Source organism: Enterobacter sp. 50793107 (assembly GCF_001463365.1).
GTDB lineage: Bacteria > Pseudomonadota > Gammaproteobacteria > Enterobacterales > Enterobacteriaceae > Enterobacter > Enterobacter cloacae.
Genome location: NZ_LNII01000002.1, coordinates 83,716 through 100,145, shown reverse-complemented (window position 1 = coordinate 100,145; position 16,430 = coordinate 83,716). Strand labels below are relative to the sequence as shown.

Sequence of the window (16,430 nt, the reverse complement as noted above, 5' to 3'; positions counted from 1 at the left end):
GGGTTAATGTTTTACCCACACCAGCTGATCGACCCGGAAGCCCAGACTGCGCGCGGTGTTCAGGTAATCCTGCTTCACCGCGTCCGGCACGGTTGGCGTGCGCGACAAAATCCACAGGTAGTCGCGGTTCGGGCCGCTGACCAGCGCGTACTGGTACTTATCGTCCAGCTTGATGACGTTATAGCCGCCGTAGAACGGGCCGAAGAACGAAACCTTCAGCGCGGCGGTGGTTGGCGCGCCGGTAAAGTACGCTTTGCCTTCACTCTCGTTCCATTTGTTCTTCACCGGGTCGTAACCCCGGTTAAGCACGCTGATTCCGCCATCGCTCCGTTGGCCGTAGGTGGCCGTCACCTGCTCCAGCCCGCGTTCAAAGCGGTTCTCCAGGCGGGCGATTTCATACCACTTGCCGAGATAGCGGCTGGCATCAAAACCGGAAACAGGCTGCACGCCTTTCGGCGGCGTGGGGGATTTACAGGCTACAAGGGTCAGCGCAATGGCAACCCCGGTGACAACAGGCCATAGCTTCATGAGAATTCCTTTCATTTGCACGGTTGGATGTTAAGTGTAGTGCACCCTTTCGGCGCTTCATCCCGTTCTGAAAAATTCGTAGTATATTGAGAGTATTCCTCCACTCTGGACATGGACATGGCTTACTCCATCGGCGAATTCGCCAGACTTAGCGGCATCACCGCCACCACGCTGCGGGCGTGGCAGCGTCGTTATGGTTTACTCAAGCCACAGCGCACGGAGGGCGGCCACCGCCAGTACAGCGATGAAGACGTTCAGCAGGCGCTGAAAATCCTCGACTGGGTGAAAAAAGGCGTGCCCATTGGCCAGGTAAAACCCCTGCTTGAGCGCCCTGTACCCCGCCGGACCAACAACTGGCAAACGCTACAGCAGAACATGCTGGAACGCCTGCAGGGGGGCAAAATCGAGTCCCTGCGCCAGATGATTTACGACGCGGGCCGCGAATACCCCAGACCTGAGCTGGTGACCAACGTGCTGCGTCCGCTGCGCAGCCAGGTGTCCGCCAACGTCGCCGCCGCCATGACTCTGCGCGCGATCCTCGACGGCATCCTCATCGCCTACACCTCGTTTTGCCTCGAAGGCGATAAAAAAGCGCCGGGCGATAACATTCTGCTCAGCGGCTGGTACCTGAACGACCCGTGTGAAATCTGGCTCGAAGCCTTGTCGCGGACCGGTCAGGGTCACCGCATCGACGTATTACCCACGCCCCCTGCCACGCTGGCACCGGAGATATTTCCCGATCGCAAATGGCTGCTGGTCACCAGCGGTAAACTGACCGCCGCGCGGAAAAAACAGGTGGCGCAGTGGCAGCAGCAGCTTTCCCTTGAGGTCATTATCCTCTAATGATTTTCTCCTGCGGGAATCTTCACGAAAAGTTGAATATTTTTCCGCGCCGCAGATGCTAACGTTTTCCTGTGACTGACAACTTCACAGGAAAACAACATGAAAAAAACTGCCCCTCTGCTGATCCTGGCCTCCATGGCTTTTGCCCCTGCCGCCTTCAGTGCCCCTGCCGGCACGCTGAGCGTACACGTTCTCGACCAGCAAACCGGCATGCCGCCATCGGATGTCACCGTTACCCTGGAAAAGCAGCAGCAGGACAAATGGATCCCGGTTGCCAGCGGCAAAACCGACCATGACGGACGTATTAAATCGCTCTATCCCCAGGAACAGGACATGCAGCCTGGCGTGTATAAAGTGACCTTCAAAACCGCAAACTATTTCCACGCTAAAAAGCTGGAGACATTCTTCCCGGAAGTACCGGTGCTGTTTACCGTCACCCGGACCAACGAGAAACTGCACATTCCACTTCTGCTGAGTCAGTACGGTTATTCAACCTACAAGGGCAGTTAAAAACTATTGATTTTAAAAGGCAATAAAAAATACCTCCGCCAATACTTGGACAAATAAGCAAGATTGTGTAAGTTTTAAGTATTGGCTCTGGAGGAACATACCATGACAACGAAACCTGTGCTGGGTATTAGCGGCTGCTTGACCGGGTCCGCCGTTCGCTTTGACGGCGGGCATAAGCGTATGGGTTTCGTCATGGATGAGCTGGCCCAGTGGGTGAATTTCCGACCCGTTTGCCCCGAAATGGCCATCGGCCTGCCTACACCACGCCCTGCGCTGCGTTTGATCATGACGACCGGCGGCGACACGCAGATGCGTTTTAGCCATCCGCCGCATGATGACGTCACGCAGAAAATGGCCGACTTTACGGCCAGCTATCTGCCTAAGATCGGCGATCTCGCCGGGTTTATCGTCTGTGCAAAATCCCCCAGCTGTGGCATGGAACGCGTGCGCGTGTACGATGAAAACGGCAACCGGGGCCGCAAGGAGGGCGTCGGGCTGTTCACCGCCGCGCTCCTTGAAACCTGGCCGTGGCTGCCCGTAGAAGAGGATGGCCGTCTGCACGATCCGGTGCTGCGGGAAAACTTCGTCGAGCGCGTTTTTGCGCTGCACGAACTGAACACGCTGCGTAAAAACGGCCTGACGCGCCGCGCGCTGCTGGATTTTCACAGCCGCTACAAACTGCAGCTGCTGGCACACCATCAGGCGGGTTACCGTGAGATTGGCCCGTTTGTCGCCTCGCTGCATGAATGGGACGATCTGGACGCGTTCTTCGAGGCGTACCGCGAAAAACTGATGACCATCCTGAAAAAGCCCGCCTCGCGGAAAAATCACACCAACGTGCTGATGCATATTCAGGGCTATTTTCGCAATCAGCTTAACAGCCGCCAGCGGGGTGAGCTTCGTGACGTGATCCTGCATTACCGCGAAGGGCTTCTGCCCATTCTTGCGCCGATCACGCTGCTAAAACATTACCTTGCCGAATACCCGGATCAGTATCTGATGACGCAAAACTACTTTGATCCCTATCCTGATGATTTGGGTCTGCGTCTGGCCGTTAAATAATCAATAAGGCGAAGGCCCCCATTGACCCTCAGGGGCCCGAAGCAGTAGCCCGTTTAGACGACATCCTCACTGTCGTCTCTTTTTTGCATTTCGCCTGAAAGGCTGTAAATATATACAGGTTATAACGCAAAAAAGGGATCGGCCTGTGATTAACACCCTGCACATTCAAAACTACCGCTCAATTCGCGATATGTCGCTGGAGCTGGAACAACTCAACATTGTCTTCGGCCCGAATGGCACCGGAAAATCAAATATTTACAAGGCGATCCACCTGATGCACAGCGCCGCGCAGGGGCAGTTTTCTCAGGCTCTGGCGAATGAAGGCGGGATTTTGAAAGTGTTCTGGGCGGGTAAAACCCGCAGCGACCAGCTGCGACGGATGAACCTGGCGGTAGAAACCGAAACTTACGAATACGAGCTGCAGGTAGGCTTTGTTGAGAAGCTGCCCTATCCCTCGCAGTTTCAGCTCGATCCGGTGATCAAGGAAGAGTCGCTCTGGCTGAGCGGGCAGCACCGCCGCCCGTCGGCACAGCTGATGAAGCGCAGAAATCAGGCGGTTTTCCTGAATAACGTCCATCACGAGAAAGTGACCCACAGCGGCACGCTGTACGAGAACGAATCGGTGTTCGGCCAGCTCGGCGAACCGCACCTTTACCCGGAAGTGTCGCAGATGCGCGAGTCCCTGCGTAACTGGCGATTTTATCATGAGTTTTCCGTTGCAAGCGGCTCCATGATGCGAGCCCCGCAGGTGGGTTTCCGCTCTCCGGTGCTGGCGAGCGACGGCGCCAACCTCGCGGCGGCGTTTCAGACCATTGTCGAGATTGGCGATGAACTGCTGCTGATGCGCATTCTTGATCAGGCTTTCCCCGGCTGCGTGTTTTACAGCGACAACACCGGCGGACGTTTTCGCATGATGATGCAGCGCGAGGGCTTAAGCCGCCCGCTGGAACCGGCGGAGTTCTCTGACGGCACACTGCGCTTTTTATGCCTGGCGGTGGCACTGTTAAGCCCGCGCCCACCGGCGTTTATCGCCCTCAACGAACCGGAAAACAGCCTGCATCCGCAGATGCTGCCCGCGCTGGCAAGCCTGATTGCCGAGGCCAGCCGCTACTCGCAGATCTGGCTCACCAGCCACTCGCCGGAGCTGGCGACGTTGATTGAGAAGCACCGATCGTTTTCGCTGTATCAGCTGTCAATGACGGAGGGAGAGACGAAGATGGAGAAGCTGGGGTAAGAAGGGGCTTTCATTTTCTTTAACGCAAATAACCACAATATAAGACGGGTCTTTTGGAAAAGAGTACAATACCATCAGTATTTTAACGCGCATTTCTTATTCTGAGAGACACAACATGAAACACATTCTGACCGCATCCTTATTCGCCTTATCTGCCTCTGTCTTTGCGGGGTCTGCCCCACACTGGACGTATGAAGGCAAGAGTGGTCCGGAAAACTGGGGCGAGCTCAGCGACGAGTTTGCCACCTGCAAGACCGGGAAATTCCAGTCGCCCATCGATATCCGTAACGCCTATAACGCCACGCTGCCGCCGCTGGAGATGAATTTCCATACCGCCGCCGAAAAGCTGGTGAACAACGGCCATACCCTGCAGGTGACCGCCAGCGACGAAGATGAATTCCGTCTGGACGATCAGACCTTTACCCTGCGCCAGTACCATTTCCATACCCCGAGCGAAAACCGGATCAACGGCAAATCCTTCCCGCTGGAAGCGCACTTTGTTCATGCCAGCAAAGAGGGCGACGTCGCAGTGCTTGCCGTTATGTTTGAGGTCGGCCCGGAGAACAGCGCACTCAACCCGCTGCTGGCGCGCCTTCCGAAGGAAAAGGACCACGAAATCTCGATTGATAAACACCTCGATCTTCGTCCGCTGTTCCCGGCTGACCTGCACTATTATCGCTTCAGCGGCTCGCTGACCACCCCACCGTGCACCGAAGGGCTGCGCTGGCTGGTGATGAAAAACACCGTCACCCTGTCAGAAAAGCAGCTGGAGATGTTTAAGCAAGCGCTTGAGCACAGCAATAACCGTCCGCTTCAGCCTCTGAACGGCCGCGTGATTGTTCAGTAAGGTGTTGTGAGTTAAAAGCATCCGCAGGCCGGGTCTCCCGGCCTAAAAGACGGTGTTACTTCATGTCGCATCATGCCTGGCTACAGACGGCTGAATACGAAACGTCTTGCGCCACTCCGTCGGGCTGACGCCAAAACGCGCCTTAAACTGTTGTCGCCAGGTCACCGCAGAGTTAAACCCCACCAGCTCGGCCACGCGTTCAACCGGCATATTGCCAGCTTCCAGTAAGATCTGGCTGCGCCGCAGGCGCTCGGCGGTGAGCCAGTCGGCCACGGTCATGCCGGTGGCGTTGACAAAATGGCGGGTCAGCGTGCGGCGGCTCATCGAGACCACCTTCGCCAGCGAGTCGAGATTATGCGGCTCGGTAATGTGTTGCTGCAGGTAGTCGATCAGGCAGTTAATCCGCGCGTCGCGGGTGTCCTTCGGCACCGGCTGGGCAATAAACTGCGCCTGACCGCCTTCGCGGTGCGGCGGCACAATCATCCGACGGGCGATCTGGTTGGCAACCACGCTGCCAAAGCGCTGACGGATGATATACAGGCAGCAGTCCAGCGCGGCGGCGGTCCCGGCGGAGGTAATAATATTGTCGTCATCCACATAGAGGGCGTTGATATCAAGCTGGACGCGCGGAAAAAGCGACTGGAAGTGATGTTCAAACTCCCAGTGGGTGGCCGCGCGCTTGCCGTCGAGAATGCCCGCATACGCCAGCACAAACGACCCCAGACACAGCCCGACGATTTCCGCGCCGTTGTTTCTTGCCTGCACCAGGCTGTCGAGCAGCATCTGAGGCGGGCGATCCAGCACGTGCTGCCAGTAGGGCACCACCACAATATCCGCCTGCGCGATGGCTGAAAAATCCTGCGTCGCGTTGAGGGCGAAGCCCTCTTTAGAGGTGAGAACGCCGGGTTTTTCGGCGCAGATCGTCACGTTAAAGCGCTTTTCGCCGGAAACCGCGTCGCCAAACAGAATACAGGGAACGGAGTAGTGGAACGGGCTAAACCCGTCCACCGCGACAATCGCGACGTTGATAAGTGGCATCTGTCTCTCCTTCCCTTTTTTGTGCTCAGAATATAACGGTTTCGCCGTCCTGGGGAATGCTCACCGCATCACCGATCTGGTTTGCTTCCACGTATTCCCGCAGCGCGCGGCGGCTCAGCAGGCAGTGGTTAATGGCTTCCATGTGGACCGCCACAATTTTTGCCTGCGGCAGCAGGAAGTGAACGTTGAGCAGATCCTGTTCCCCCATAATGATGGGCCCGAAACCGATCACATGCGCGTATCCGGCATTAAGCACCACCACATCCGGCTGGTGTTTTTGCAGATCGGCCGCCACCGCATCACGCCAGACGGTATCGCCCGCGATGTAGAGCGTTTTCTCGTCGGGGTGGCGCAGAACCACACCGCAGGCTTCGCCCAGACGCTCTGCCAGCTCCGGCACCGCGTACGCGCGATCGGTACCATGCTGGCCGCCGTGGGTTTTCGCGATGCGGATATCACCGAAGGTGGTCTCGTCGGTCATGACCGTCAGGTTATGAAAACCCTGGCTTCGCAGCAGCGCGGCATCACGATCGTTTTGCACATAGATCGGTTTGTCTTTGGCGATCAGTTCCACCGCCGCGCGATCCCAGTGATCGTCATGGGTGTGGGTGACGATCACCGCATCAGCGTCCAGCAGCGTGCTGACGTCAACGGGCAGTTCAACCATTGGGTTACGGATCTCGGCCCGCGCCGTGCCGGGGAAACCGGGATAAGCGTCTTTTGCGGCCAGCATCGGGTCGATCAAAAAGCGTTTACCGGCATACGTGATCAGTTGGGTGGCATTGCGAATATGAGTGATGTTCATGGGCTATTCTCCTGTGCGTGTGATAAGGAGAATAGCCCGCGACCCGGCGTTAGCCTGTGGGCTAATGGGCGATGAACGATGAAATCGGGTCAATCGATAAACCGTTTACGCACCCGCTCCAGCGGCGCAATCAGCAGATTGATAAGCGGTTTGCGATCGATAACGATATCGGCGTTAACCGTCATCCCGCCCATCAGCAGACGCTTTTTGTTGTCCGGATCGGTAAACCAGGAAGGCACCCGCACCTTGGCAAGATAGTAGTTCTGCCCCTCCTGGAGCGGGATAAGCGCCGAATGCGCATCAATATTCACCTCGTAAAAATCAGACAGGGTGGCCTCCACCGAGCCATATTTATCCACTGGCCAGGAGTCAAAGCGCAGCTTCACCTTATCCCCTTTCGCCACCCGGCCCACGCCCGTGGCTGGCACATAGAGGTACCCCTCCATCGACGCGGCGGTGTTTTTACGGATCACCACCACCACCTCGCTGTTTTGTGTAATGGCCCGGCCCGGCGGGAAGTTGATCGCTACCACGTAGCCATCGGCAGGGGCCAGCATGGCCATCGTAGAGCTGCCCCGGCTGGAGAGGTTGCGGTCAATTTCGCTGATCCGGTTTTTCACGTACAGCAGCTCCTGGCTCAGGGAGTCGATTTGCGACTGAGTGCTGTCGGTCAGGCTGGTTTTGCGCGCCTCCAGATCGAGGATACTGCTCTCCTCCAGCGTCAGGTTAAGCTGCGCGTTGAGCACGTCGTTGTGGCTTTTATCCAGATCGACCTTCGACACATAGCCTTTCCCGGATATCGCTTTCCACGCCTCATAGGTATCGGTGCTGTTTTTGAGCAACGCACGCAGCTTTTTCACTTTGTCGCGGGACACCACAATCTGCCGGTCGGCAATATCCAGCTGCTGCGCCAGGTTTTTCCGGTACGTAGCGATAGAATCTTCAATGGTCTGCACGCGCTGCTCGCTGCGCTTTTTCTCCGCCTCCATCTGCTGGCGATCGAACTGCACCACCGAGCCCTGCTTGCCGCCGTAGTCCTGCGACACGGTAAAAAGCGGGTCATTCTCTTTCACGTACTGGCCTGGACGTACGGCAAAATCCACGATGGTGCCGGACTCTCTGGCACGCACTTCCACATCCCCCTGGGCCGGGATCAGCACCCCGCGCGCCAGCGTGGTTTCCGAAAAGTTAAAGACGATCGAAAAGACCAGCAGACAGAGAAAAAAGGAGATAAACAGCGTTAACACGCCTTTCAGCCGCGGGGCGTTGATCTCGTAGCTCTTTGAAAAATGGTGCGGGATCAGCGCCCGACGTTGTCGGTTTCGGTTTCTTAATTTCACGACATGTCATCCATGATAAATCACTGAAAGATCGTCCCATGCACTCCAGAGCGTGGGGGTTTTACGCAACGCGTTCAGCGTGGCGGTGGCGGCCTGACGGTACTCCGCAGGGGCATAGGTCTGGCTCTCCAGCGCAAATTCCGCCGAGTGCAGCGAACAGCCGGGCAGCAGCGTACGAATCACATATCCGTAGCGCGTTAAAAAGCGCGTCGACACGTCCGTTAACCACGCTTTCTGGTCGCCCGCCTGGGTCATGAACAGCGGCGCATCCGGGAGGCGCTCATCCACCAGCAGCACGGTCACCAACCGGTGCGGGGAGAAAAACGCCCCTGCCCGCCGCTCCTCGTGTGCCGCCATCAGCTTGTGCAGCGCGGGAAGGCGGGTAACAAACTGAAAGCGCACGTCGTCTGGCGCGGTGGCGAGCAGCGCATCCGCGATCAGGCCAAATCCGGCCCAGCGCATGCCCAGCAGCAGGGTGCGGGGCTGAGAATAAAACTCCTGCTCGCGGGTAAATGCCGCCACCCGGGCGTGGAGATCGAAACGCACGTTGCGCCGCCACAGCGCGGGCGGGAAGATCTGCTCGACAAAATGAAAGCCGCTCATCTCCAGGGCGTTCTGGCGCAGAAAATCGGGCGGGACGTCAGCCTCCGGGCAGCGCATAAACTGGCTGTAGTTTTGCGTGATCCGGCTTGCGAGCAGCGTGCGTCCGGCCTGCCGGGCGCAAAGTCGGGCGTAGAGACGGGGCAGAAACATCATTGCTCACTCTCCCGCAGCGTGCCGTTTTCCATGGTGTAGAGCCGTCCGTGACAGCCCACCACCTCCGGCGAGTGGGTGACAAACACCAGACCAATCCCCAGGCCACGCAGGTTCGCCAGCACCTTCTGCGCCGTGGTTTTATCGAGGTTTGCCGTCACTTCATCGCACAGCAGCAGCTTCGGCTGGCTGTATAGGGCGCGCGCCAGCACCAGACGCTGCATCTCGCCGGCGGAGAAAAAGGTATTTCCCGGCAGCAGCTCCGTTTCGTATCCGTGCGGCAGACGCGCAACCACGTGGTCAATCTCCGCCAGCCGGCAGGCAGCAATCACCCGCTCTTTGTCCGGCGCGCTATCAAAGCAGGAGAGGTTATCCAGAATGGAGCCGGTAAAGAGAATATCGTCCGCATGCACAATGCGAATATGCTGGCGCAGAGAGGAGAGATCGCACTCGGTGATCGGGATCGCATTGATCCGCAAACTGCCCGATGTGGAGAGCAACATCCCGGAGATCAGACGCAGCAGTGTGGTTTTCCCGGAGCCGCTCTGGCCGACAATCACCGCCTCTTCGCCCTGCTTGAGCGTCATGTTGATGTGCTGCAGGGTCGCCTCACGTCCCGGATAAGCAAAAGAGACATCCTCAAAGGCCAGACTGACGGGTGAAGTCACAATCTTCCGGCCAAACTGGCTGGCTTCAGAGGGGGCAAACAGCAGGTCGCCCACGCGATCCAGCGGCCCTTTCAGCGCATTTTTGTCCAGCAGCTTTTGCGCCACCTGTACCATCGCGTCGGAGAAATAGCGTTTGTAGCTGATGTAGGCATAGAGCATCCCGATACTCATCTGCCCTTCCAGAATAAGCCACGCGCCGAAGCAGACCACCAGCAGCTGCTCGGCGTTGATCACCAGCAGCGAGGCAACATCAAAGCGGGCCAGCAGGCGCTCTTTGCGCATCAGCCCGGCGATGTGCTCACGCTGGGATTTGTCCATCACCGCGTCCCGGGCCTGCTCCATGTTGTTGGCCTTCAGGGTGATGATCCCCTTCTGCGTCTCCACCAGCAGCGATTCATACTTTGCGGTGCGCTCGATGGAGTCGTCCACCGCGCGCTGGTAAGGGCCGATCAGCGAAAAGCGGATCAGGAAGAACACCCCCATCAGCAGCATCGTCAGCACGGCGATTTTCACGTTATACAGCAGCATAAACAGCAGGCTGGTGAAGGCGATCAAGCTGGAAAAGAGGATCTGCACATAGCCATTGCTGATGAACTCCGCACAGGCATGCAGCGATTTTTCAATCGCCAGCACAATGCCCGGCGGACGGCTGCGGAACCAGCCGGTCTGGGTACGCAGCATATAGCGGCGAACCGACTGGCTGAGGTCGTCATAGGCGATGTTACGCATCAGGATCTCAAGCAGTTGCTTGAGGAACTTACCTACGACTTCAAAAATAAAGACGATAGCGAAAATGGCGGTGAGTAAGATCACCAGATCGTTGTCGTTGCGCGAGATGGCCTCATCCATGATCAGCTGCACGTAAGTGGGGCTGGCCAGCATGGTGATGAGGGTAAAAATCGAGAGCACAAACAGCAGCACCTGCCGCTGAAATAAGCTCGGGGATTTATTGGCCAGCCGCCCCAGCGTGAGCGTCTCGTCAGGGGATTTTTTGTCGAAGCGCGGCGTCGGCTTCAGCTCCAGCACGTAGCCGGAAAAGAGTTTTTGCGCCTCCTTGAGGCTGTAGCGACGCACGCCGCTGGCCGGGTCGTGGACCGTTACGCTGCGCCCGTCAACCTTCACGATCACCACGAAATGATTGCCGCGCCAGAAGGCGATGAGCGGCAGTTCGGCACTTTCAATTTCAGTGATTTCGCCCTTGAGCACCCGGCCCGTCATATTTTTATCGCTGGCGAGGGTCATGAGTTCCGCCATCGAAGTGCCCGCGTCGGCAGAGACGGTAAGCTCCCTGCGCAGCTGGCTGACGGAGACGTGGTGTTCATAGTGCCCCAGCACCATCGCCAGGCAGGCCAGCCCACATTCGGTATATTCATGCTGGCGAATAACGGGTGTCTTACCCTTTTTTTTATACTGAAAAAGCGAAAACATAATTATCCGTGGCTGAAATAAAAAAATGGCCCGGCAAAGCGGGCCATAAGCATAGGTCGATAACTTATGCGCTGAAGAAGCCGCCGATGAAGCCGCCCACCAGGCCAAACACACCACCGATGGTGCCGCCCAGCGCGCCTAACATCTGGCTGCCTGCGTTATAGCCTGCGCTCGCGCCCTGAAGGGCAGCAGCAAACGGATCCCAGCCACCGATGATGGCCTGTGCTTTTTTGAAATCGATAACTTGCATGATTGTCTTCCTGTTCGTTGAATTAGTTGTAGCTGCCAACCAGCGCACCCAGGAAGCCCATTGCGCCACCCAGAATTCCGCCAACCACGCCGCCTACCATGCCCATGATGCTTGCACCGGTGTCATAACCCAGCTGTGCACCTTTAACGAGGCCAGCGAATGGGTTTAATGCACCACCGATAATATCTTTCGCTTCTACGAATGAAATCGCTTTCATTTTATTCTCCTGTAGTTGTAAATCTTCAGCTTGCGCCAAAGGATAATTTCCTTTTATGAAGGAAAGCGGTTGTTACGGGCAGCGCGTAAGCGGAATGATTTTATTTCCATAAATAATCATCCGCCTTGCGGGCTGCGCGTAATTATCTATTTCCAGCCGTTGACCCGGTGGAAGATATTTTGAGTCATTATATTGTGAGCTACATCCCTGAGAAGAGACATATTTAAACCAGGTATTCCCGGTATTACTCACCACCCCGTTACTAAACGTATAATCAAAATGCCTTGTCCATGGTCGGACAATTAAAATAGCCTCAAGCGAAACCACCACATCCGACTGAATGCGTTGGCCTTTGCTCATCACAACCCGCGCCTGAAGCGGCGTCTCGGTGAATTTAACGCGATAATAGCGTTCTTTGCTGTCGTGCGGGCCGGTATAATAAAACTTAAACCCGGCCCGCTCGCCGCTCTCCAGAGTTAACTGTTTTGGCGAGAACATCACCTCGCCATCTTTTATTTCAGTCTCTTTCCCGTGTTCTTTTGGGACATCAACCTGAATAAGCGAAACAGTATAATTCTGCCGTACGCTGGTATCGTTTTTTATTGGCTGAAAAACAACTTCTTTTTCAGGTAGAAAATCAATATTTAGATTTTCAATAATTAAAGCATTTGCGCTTGCGGAAATGAAGCAATTTATTGCGAAAATAGCCAGGAATTTTCCAGTCATACACGTTTAATTCCAGGATGCACTGACATCAATTCGACCCTGAGCCGTCACTTCACCAAACCACGTATTACCGTCATAGGTGGTTTTCGATACCGGGTTATTCATCACAAACTGCAATACCAGCGGGGTTTTCCACAGCCACATGTCCGTCACGCCTGAGCTTATCTTGTCCCACTCTTCCGCATGGGTGGCGGGTGCGGGAATGGACAGCGCCTCGCCTTTGCAGTTATGCGCCTTCAGCGTTTGGCTTTTGCCCAGCAGCACGTTACCGGGGACAGGCACCGTGAAGCCGTTACCGCTAAAGGCACAGTAGTCCACGCCGTTCAGACTCTGCGTCGGCCCGGTGACCTTCACCGTGACCGCAATCGCGGCATCTTTTTGCGCGCCGCTGTAGGTAATGGTGTAGGGGATCTCTATCGGCCCCTCGCCAATCGTGCCTTTCCCGGAACCGCCCAGGCCGTTAGGGTCGAGCGTGTAATCCGGGTTATCCGGCACGATCGCAAGGCCTGGCTGGATAGGGTCAATCACCAGCCCGCCCCCCGGCTGGAAGCAGAAATCCGCCGCCAGCGAGCTGTTACCCGGCGTCAGGCACAGGCTGACGATATTGCCGATGTTGTTGCCATCCCCCGCCTGCGCCACGCTCAAAATCAGCGCCTTCGGGAGGAAGATTTTCAGGTACGCCTTGCCGCCGTTTTTTTGCGGCGCCGCGAGGAAGGTATTCGCCAGCACGCGCGTGTCGCTCAGGATGCCGCCGGAGATGCTGTACCAGTTGCTCTCATCGAAGGTGATTTCCGCCGCCAGCCCCGTCCCCCCGTTCATGTGCGATTGCAGCACGCCGTTCACGCGGGACGAGGTCAGCGCCAGCCCCGGGTTGTAGCCGGTGATATCTTCCCCGACAAAGGTGTATTCCAGCAGTTCGCAAAGCACACCCGACACCGTATTGCGGGTGTATTTAGTACACGTCGCCCCGGTTGAACCATCCACAATGGTCACCTCGCCGCTGATCGGGTCAATGCCCAGATCCAGCGCCCGTGAGTTGGTCATGGTCAATGTGCCGACCTTATGCAGCGTGTTGGTGGTGGTGACCTTGCCGATAGAGGAGATCTGCGGCGTGGAGGTAATCGTCACCTCGTTGCCAGGTGCAGCATTGAGCAGATAATCAAAGAACGGATCCCCCAGCACCCAGCGGCCATAAGCGGTGCCCGGCTCAATGACCGGCGGTTTCACCACCATGGACGTGTCGGTATAGCTGGTCGTCGCGGTATAGCCCGTGGTACCACAGCTTGACGAACACGCGGTGCCCTTAAAGAACGGCGAGGCGCTGGAGCCAGTGACGCTGAAGTTGATGGTCAGCGGGCTGCCTGCCGGGCCGTTAAAACTGTTGTCCGGAATATAGGTGGCAATCCCGTTGTTGGTTTTGGCACTCAGGGTGGGCCACTCCCGCGAGCCGTGTAAAAACGCGGTGGAGGTGCTGTTCAGACTGAACAGCGCCGCCGTGTTGCCCGTCCCGTTGTTGTCCGGGTTGTTGATCGCGAAATAGGGCATCTGCTGCGCCTGCGCCGCCGCGCTTATCAGCAGCAGATTAAGAGCGAATATCTTTTTCATCGTCACGTTCCCGTGTTCCTTTTGCTTCCTGCCAGACGAAATCGCCTTTATCGCAGGAGATGTCCCCAAGCCACAGCGCGCCACGGTTGGACGCAATATCCAGACGCACCTCGCAGACGCTGTCGTCCGGCGTGGCAATGCTGAGCACCGGATTGTTCTTGTCCACGTCAATCACGAAGCGACCGTCGTTTTCGGTGCGGGTCAGACCCACGTGGTTTTTGATTTGCGTGGCGCTCACCGGATTACCGTTGGCATCAACAAGGCGGCCAAACAGGGTGACGATTTTTTTCACCTGCGGCTTCATCACCACCGTGTTCCCCGGGTAAACCGTGATATGACGACGGGCGTTTGCGCCAATGTCATAGCTTTCGGTGCCGGTTTCACTGTTCATGACCTCCAGGTCATAGGCCTGATAGGCCGGTAACGACAGCCAGGTTTTATCGCCCTTGATGCGCTCCGTGCGGCCGTTGAGCTTCAGCGTGAGCGACTCGTCGGACTTAAGCCCGGTACTGACGATCACCCCTGCGCTGTGGGTGCCTTTACCGGCCGCAACCGCCTCTTTCGACCAGCCCACGCTGCCGTCGCTGGTCAGCGTGGAGTTCCAGCCTTTGCTGGTGCCGCTCTGCACGCTCAGAATGTTGCTGTTCCACGGCGTGTCGAAGCTCACGCTGCCCCCGCCGCTCACGGTGCGATCCTGGTTGCTGCTGAAAGCTCGTGAAACGTTGGCGGTAACCGACTTCAGGTAATCCCCTTCGAACTGGCGGCTGGCGCTGACGTTAAGCGCCGTGCCGGTATCGCGGTTATGGGAAACGCCCACCGAGACGGTGTTACCCAGCGGGATCGAGAAATCGAGCATCACGTAGCGGTCTTTCTCTTCGTAATAGCCTTCGTATTTATTGCGCGACATCCCCACCCGCAGGCGCGCCGTACCATAACGACCGGCATACAGCCCCTGGGAGTAGTCAACCTGATAGCGTTTATAGCGGTATACATCGTCTTCCTGTCGCATCAGGCTCAGGTTGCCGGCGGACGGCAGGCCAAACGACGGCAGGCTGAACGATGCTCCCCACGTGTTGCCTTTGTTTTCATAGATATCAAGGAACTTGCCGCTGGAGAGCTGCTCATGGGAGTACCAGACCGAACCGATATTCCACGGCAGGCTGACGTTAGCCCCGTAGTTGGCGCGGTACGTTCCGTCAGAGGCGGCCATCGTCTGGGTATTCACCGAGAAGTACCCGGTCAGGTTCAGGGAGGCCCACAGTTCACTGACCACGTGTTCGCGCATCATATAGCCGGAGGCGTTCCAGTCGACCATCCCGCTGCGCTTGCTGAAGGAGGCGCCGACCAGCGACATGGTGTCTTTATGTTTGGTGTCGTAATCGTAGTAGTAGCTGTTGTCCTGCTCGTTTTTCCGTTTGGCGTACTTCTTATAGTTGACGACGGATTTGTCGCGGCTATAAATCCCGCCCCACGTCTGCCAGCGCAGCGATTCCGACACGTTGTTAGTGAAAGGTTTGTTCACCGTGTACATGCTCCGTGACACGGTGCGGCTACCGCTGACCACCTCGACTTCCACGCTGTAAATCCCGTAGGGCAGCGCGCTGGTGTCGATTTCGTGGTTACCCACGTCAAAGCGCTGAATACCAATAAGCTGGCCGTCACGACGAATGCGGGCTTCTCCGGCGGTCGGGAAATAGACCACGATCGGCGTCAGGGAGAGGGTATTGTCCCGCTTACGCGAGTTGGCCTGGTTCCCCACGGAGACGCCGTACACCTCTCCGCCGGAGATCCCGCTGACGCTGGCGAGAGACTGCATCGCCCAGCCGTTCAACATCCCGGCGGCGTAGCGCATGCCCTGATAGTCACGTTCCCACATCACCGCGTTCATCTGGGTGTCGCTGCTGTTCTCGTTAACGTAGCCCGAGCCATCGACCAGCAGGTGATCGACCCCCATCGAGACCCAGCTTTTGGCGTTGAGATAGCCGGATGACCAGCTGTCGCCGTAGCCGCTCTCGGTGTGATACGCCCCCAGGTTATAGGAGAGCGTGCCGCTCAGATCGTCTGATTCAGGGGCATCGATATCCACCTCACGCGGACGAATATTGACCCCGTAGTCACGTTGGGAGAGGTTCAGCAGCAGGCGCATTTTTTTCTGATCCAGCTCGAACGCCGACCCGGCGCTCACCGGAATACGCATATGGTCGTCAAACTGCTTGCCGTTGATGCTTTGCAGCAGCGTCCGCATCTCTTTTGACAGGCGAATACCGTTGTCTGACTCCTGGACCTGGACATCGCGCAGCCCGAGCTGCCGGTCTTCTGCGTAGATCGTTACGTCGCCAATACGGACATACTCGCTCACGTCACCGGTGCTGCCCGCCTGTTGCGCTGCACCCGGGCGGGTATTGACCAGATAAACGGGGATTTTGATCCCCTGCTCCAGCAGGGCATAGAGCGAGTCGGGAAAACGGTAATTAGCGATAACCACGGAGCTGGAGGCCGCATGCGCATACGCGGGCAAGAGGCCGGATGTGCACGCCATCATCACCGGCAACACTAATTTATTTTTCACCATGCAT

16 protein-coding genes are annotated in these 16,430 nt (G+C 57.0%); 5 read left to right on the top strand and 11 right to left on the bottom strand.

All coding sequences use genetic code 11. The annotated features are described in order from the left end of the window. Window positions 1-3: 3 nt before the first annotated feature. The gene (locus tag APU11_RS00540; RefSeq protein ID WP_058650571.1) at window positions 4-528 is read right to left on the bottom strand and encodes a lipocalin family protein; all 525 of its coding nucleotides are present in this window, start codon (window positions 526-528) and stop codon (window positions 4-6) included. A 117-nt stretch (window positions 529-645) separates the two neighbouring features. Between APU11_RS00540 and APU11_RS00535 the strand changes: the two genes are divergently transcribed. The 5 genes from APU11_RS00535 (at window position 646) to APU11_RS00515 (ending at window position 5,024) form a co-directional block, all read left to right on the top strand. Then, window positions 646-1,371: a MerR family transcriptional regulator gene (locus APU11_RS00535; RefSeq protein WP_020686466.1), complete on the top strand. Its 726-nt coding sequence runs from the start codon at window positions 646-648 to the stop codon at window positions 1,369-1,371. A gap of 99 nt (window positions 1,372-1,470) precedes the next feature. Further along, the gene (uraH, locus tag APU11_RS00530; protein ID WP_058650570.1) at window positions 1,471-1,881 is read left to right on the top strand and encodes a hydroxyisourate hydrolase; all 411 of its coding nucleotides are present in this window, start codon (window positions 1,471-1,473) and stop codon (window positions 1,879-1,881) included. 102 nt (window positions 1,882-1,983) lie between these two features. Continuing rightward, complete coding sequence (locus APU11_RS00525; protein ID WP_029881877.1) at window positions 1,984-2,943, top strand: DUF523 and DUF1722 domain-containing protein; 960 nt, start codon at window positions 1,984-1,986, stop codon at window positions 2,941-2,943. A 145-nt stretch (window positions 2,944-3,088) separates the two neighbouring features. After that, window positions 3,089-4,177: an AAA family ATPase gene (locus APU11_RS00520; RefSeq protein WP_013094854.1), complete on the top strand. Its 1,089-nt coding sequence runs from the start codon at window positions 3,089-3,091 to the stop codon at window positions 4,175-4,177. A 115-nt stretch (window positions 4,178-4,292) separates the two neighbouring features. Further along, window positions 4,293-5,024 (top strand): carbonic anhydrase family protein, encoded by a 732-nt coding sequence (locus tag APU11_RS00515; protein ID WP_052705562.1) that lies wholly within the window; start codon window positions 4,293-4,295, stop codon window positions 5,022-5,024. 60 nt (window positions 5,025-5,084) lie between these two features. Here APU11_RS00515 and APU11_RS00510 read toward each other — a convergent pair whose 3' ends face one another. The 10 genes from APU11_RS00510 to APU11_RS00465 form a co-directional block, all read right to left on the bottom strand. Continuing rightward, window positions 5,085-6,062: a helix-turn-helix domain-containing protein gene (locus APU11_RS00510; RefSeq protein WP_058650569.1), complete on the bottom strand. Its 978-nt coding sequence runs from the start codon at window positions 6,060-6,062 to the stop codon at window positions 5,085-5,087. Between the two features lie 25 nt (window positions 6,063-6,087). Continuing rightward, window positions 6,088-6,867: an MBL fold metallo-hydrolase gene (locus APU11_RS00505; RefSeq protein WP_013094851.1), complete on the bottom strand. Its 780-nt coding sequence runs from the start codon at window positions 6,865-6,867 to the stop codon at window positions 6,088-6,090. A gap of 89 nt (window positions 6,868-6,956) precedes the next feature. Next, window positions 6,957-8,207 carry an HlyD family efflux transporter periplasmic adaptor subunit gene (locus APU11_RS00500; RefSeq protein WP_013094850.1) on the bottom strand — a complete coding sequence of 417 codons (1,251 nt, stop codon included), beginning with the start codon at window positions 8,205-8,207 and terminating at the stop codon, window positions 6,957-6,959. 6 nt (window positions 8,208-8,213) lie between these two features. Then, window positions 8,214-8,963, bottom strand: a complete 750-nt coding sequence (locus APU11_RS00495; protein WP_058650568.1) for a hypothetical protein — start codon at window positions 8,961-8,963, stop codon at window positions 8,214-8,216. Then, window positions 8,960-11,056 carry a peptidase domain-containing ABC transporter gene (locus APU11_RS00490; RefSeq protein ID WP_058650567.1) on the bottom strand — a complete coding sequence of 699 codons (2,097 nt, stop codon included), beginning with the start codon at window positions 11,054-11,056 and terminating at the stop codon, window positions 8,960-8,962. The genes APU11_RS00495 and APU11_RS00490 overlap by 4 nt, the downstream gene beginning before the upstream one ends. Before the next feature lie 64 nt (window positions 11,057-11,120). Next, entirely contained in the window at window positions 11,121-11,306 is a 186-nt protein-coding gene (locus APU11_RS00485; RefSeq protein ID WP_013094847.1) for a hypothetical protein, read from the bottom strand. 22 nt (window positions 11,307-11,328) lie between these two features. Further along, a complete protein-coding gene (locus APU11_RS00480) occupies window positions 11,329-11,523 on the bottom strand; it encodes a hypothetical protein (protein WP_013094846.1) in 195 nt (64 codons plus the stop codon). A 72-nt stretch (window positions 11,524-11,595) separates the two neighbouring features. Beyond that, window positions 11,596-12,249 (bottom strand): hypothetical protein, encoded by a 654-nt coding sequence (locus APU11_RS00475; protein ID WP_013094845.1) that lies wholly within the window; start codon window positions 12,247-12,249, stop codon window positions 11,596-11,598. A gap of 6 nt (window positions 12,250-12,255) precedes the next feature. Then, window positions 12,256-13,854: a hypothetical protein gene (locus APU11_RS00470; protein WP_038982468.1), complete on the bottom strand. Its 1,599-nt coding sequence runs from the start codon at window positions 13,852-13,854 to the stop codon at window positions 12,256-12,258. Then, window positions 13,832-16,426: a CS1-pili formation C-terminal domain-containing protein gene (locus tag APU11_RS00465; RefSeq protein ID WP_013094843.1), complete on the bottom strand. Its 2,595-nt coding sequence runs from the start codon at window positions 16,424-16,426 to the stop codon at window positions 13,832-13,834. The genes APU11_RS00470 and APU11_RS00465 overlap by 23 nt, the downstream gene beginning before the upstream one ends. Window positions 16,427-16,430: the final 4 nt, after the last annotated feature.

Excerpts from the sequence above, each read along its gene's own strand:
- APU11_RS00540 (WP_058650571.1), bottom strand. The coding sequence starts at position 528 with ATGAAGCTATGGCCTGTTGTCACCGGGGTTGCCATTGCGCTGACCCTT.
- APU11_RS00535 (WP_020686466.1), top strand. The coding sequence starts at position 646 with ATGGCTTACTCCATCGGCGAATTCGCCAGACTTAGCGGCATCACCGCC.
- uraH (WP_058650570.1), top strand. The coding sequence starts at position 1,471 with ATGAAAAAAACTGCCCCTCTGCTGATCCTGGCCTCCATGGCTTTTGCC.
- APU11_RS00525 (WP_029881877.1), top strand. The coding sequence starts at position 1,984 with ATGACAACGAAACCTGTGCTGGGTATTAGCGGCTGCTTGACCGGGTCC.
- APU11_RS00515 (WP_052705562.1), top strand. The coding sequence starts at position 4,293 with ATGAAACACATTCTGACCGCATCCTTATTCGCCTTATCTGCCTCTGTC.
- APU11_RS00510 (WP_058650569.1), bottom strand. The coding sequence starts at position 6,062 with ATGCCACTTATCAACGTCGCGATTGTCGCGGTGGACGGGTTTAGCCCG.
- APU11_RS00505 (WP_013094851.1), bottom strand. The coding sequence starts at position 6,867 with ATGAACATCACTCATATTCGCAATGCCACCCAACTGATCACGTATGCC.
- APU11_RS00495 (WP_058650568.1), bottom strand. The coding sequence starts at position 8,963 with ATGATGTTTCTGCCCCGTCTCTACGCCCGACTTTGCGCCCGGCAGGCC.
- APU11_RS00490 (WP_058650567.1), bottom strand. The coding sequence starts at position 11,056 with ATGTTTTCGCTTTTTCAGTATAAAAAAAAGGGTAAGACACCCGTTATT.
- APU11_RS00485 (WP_013094847.1), bottom strand. The coding sequence starts at position 11,306 with ATGCAAGTTATCGATTTCAAAAAAGCACAGGCCATCATCGGTGGCTGG.
- APU11_RS00480 (WP_013094846.1), bottom strand. The coding sequence starts at position 11,523 with ATGAAAGCGATTTCATTCGTAGAAGCGAAAGATATTATCGGTGGTGCA.
- APU11_RS00475 (WP_013094845.1), bottom strand. The coding sequence starts at position 12,249 with ATGACTGGAAAATTCCTGGCTATTTTCGCAATAAATTGCTTCATTTCC.
- APU11_RS00470 (WP_038982468.1), bottom strand. The coding sequence starts at position 13,854 with ATGAAAAAGATATTCGCTCTTAATCTGCTGCTGATAAGCGCGGCGGCG.
- APU11_RS00465 (WP_013094843.1), bottom strand. The coding sequence starts at position 16,426 with ATGGTGAAAAATAAATTAGTGTTGCCGGTGATGATGGCGTGCACATCC.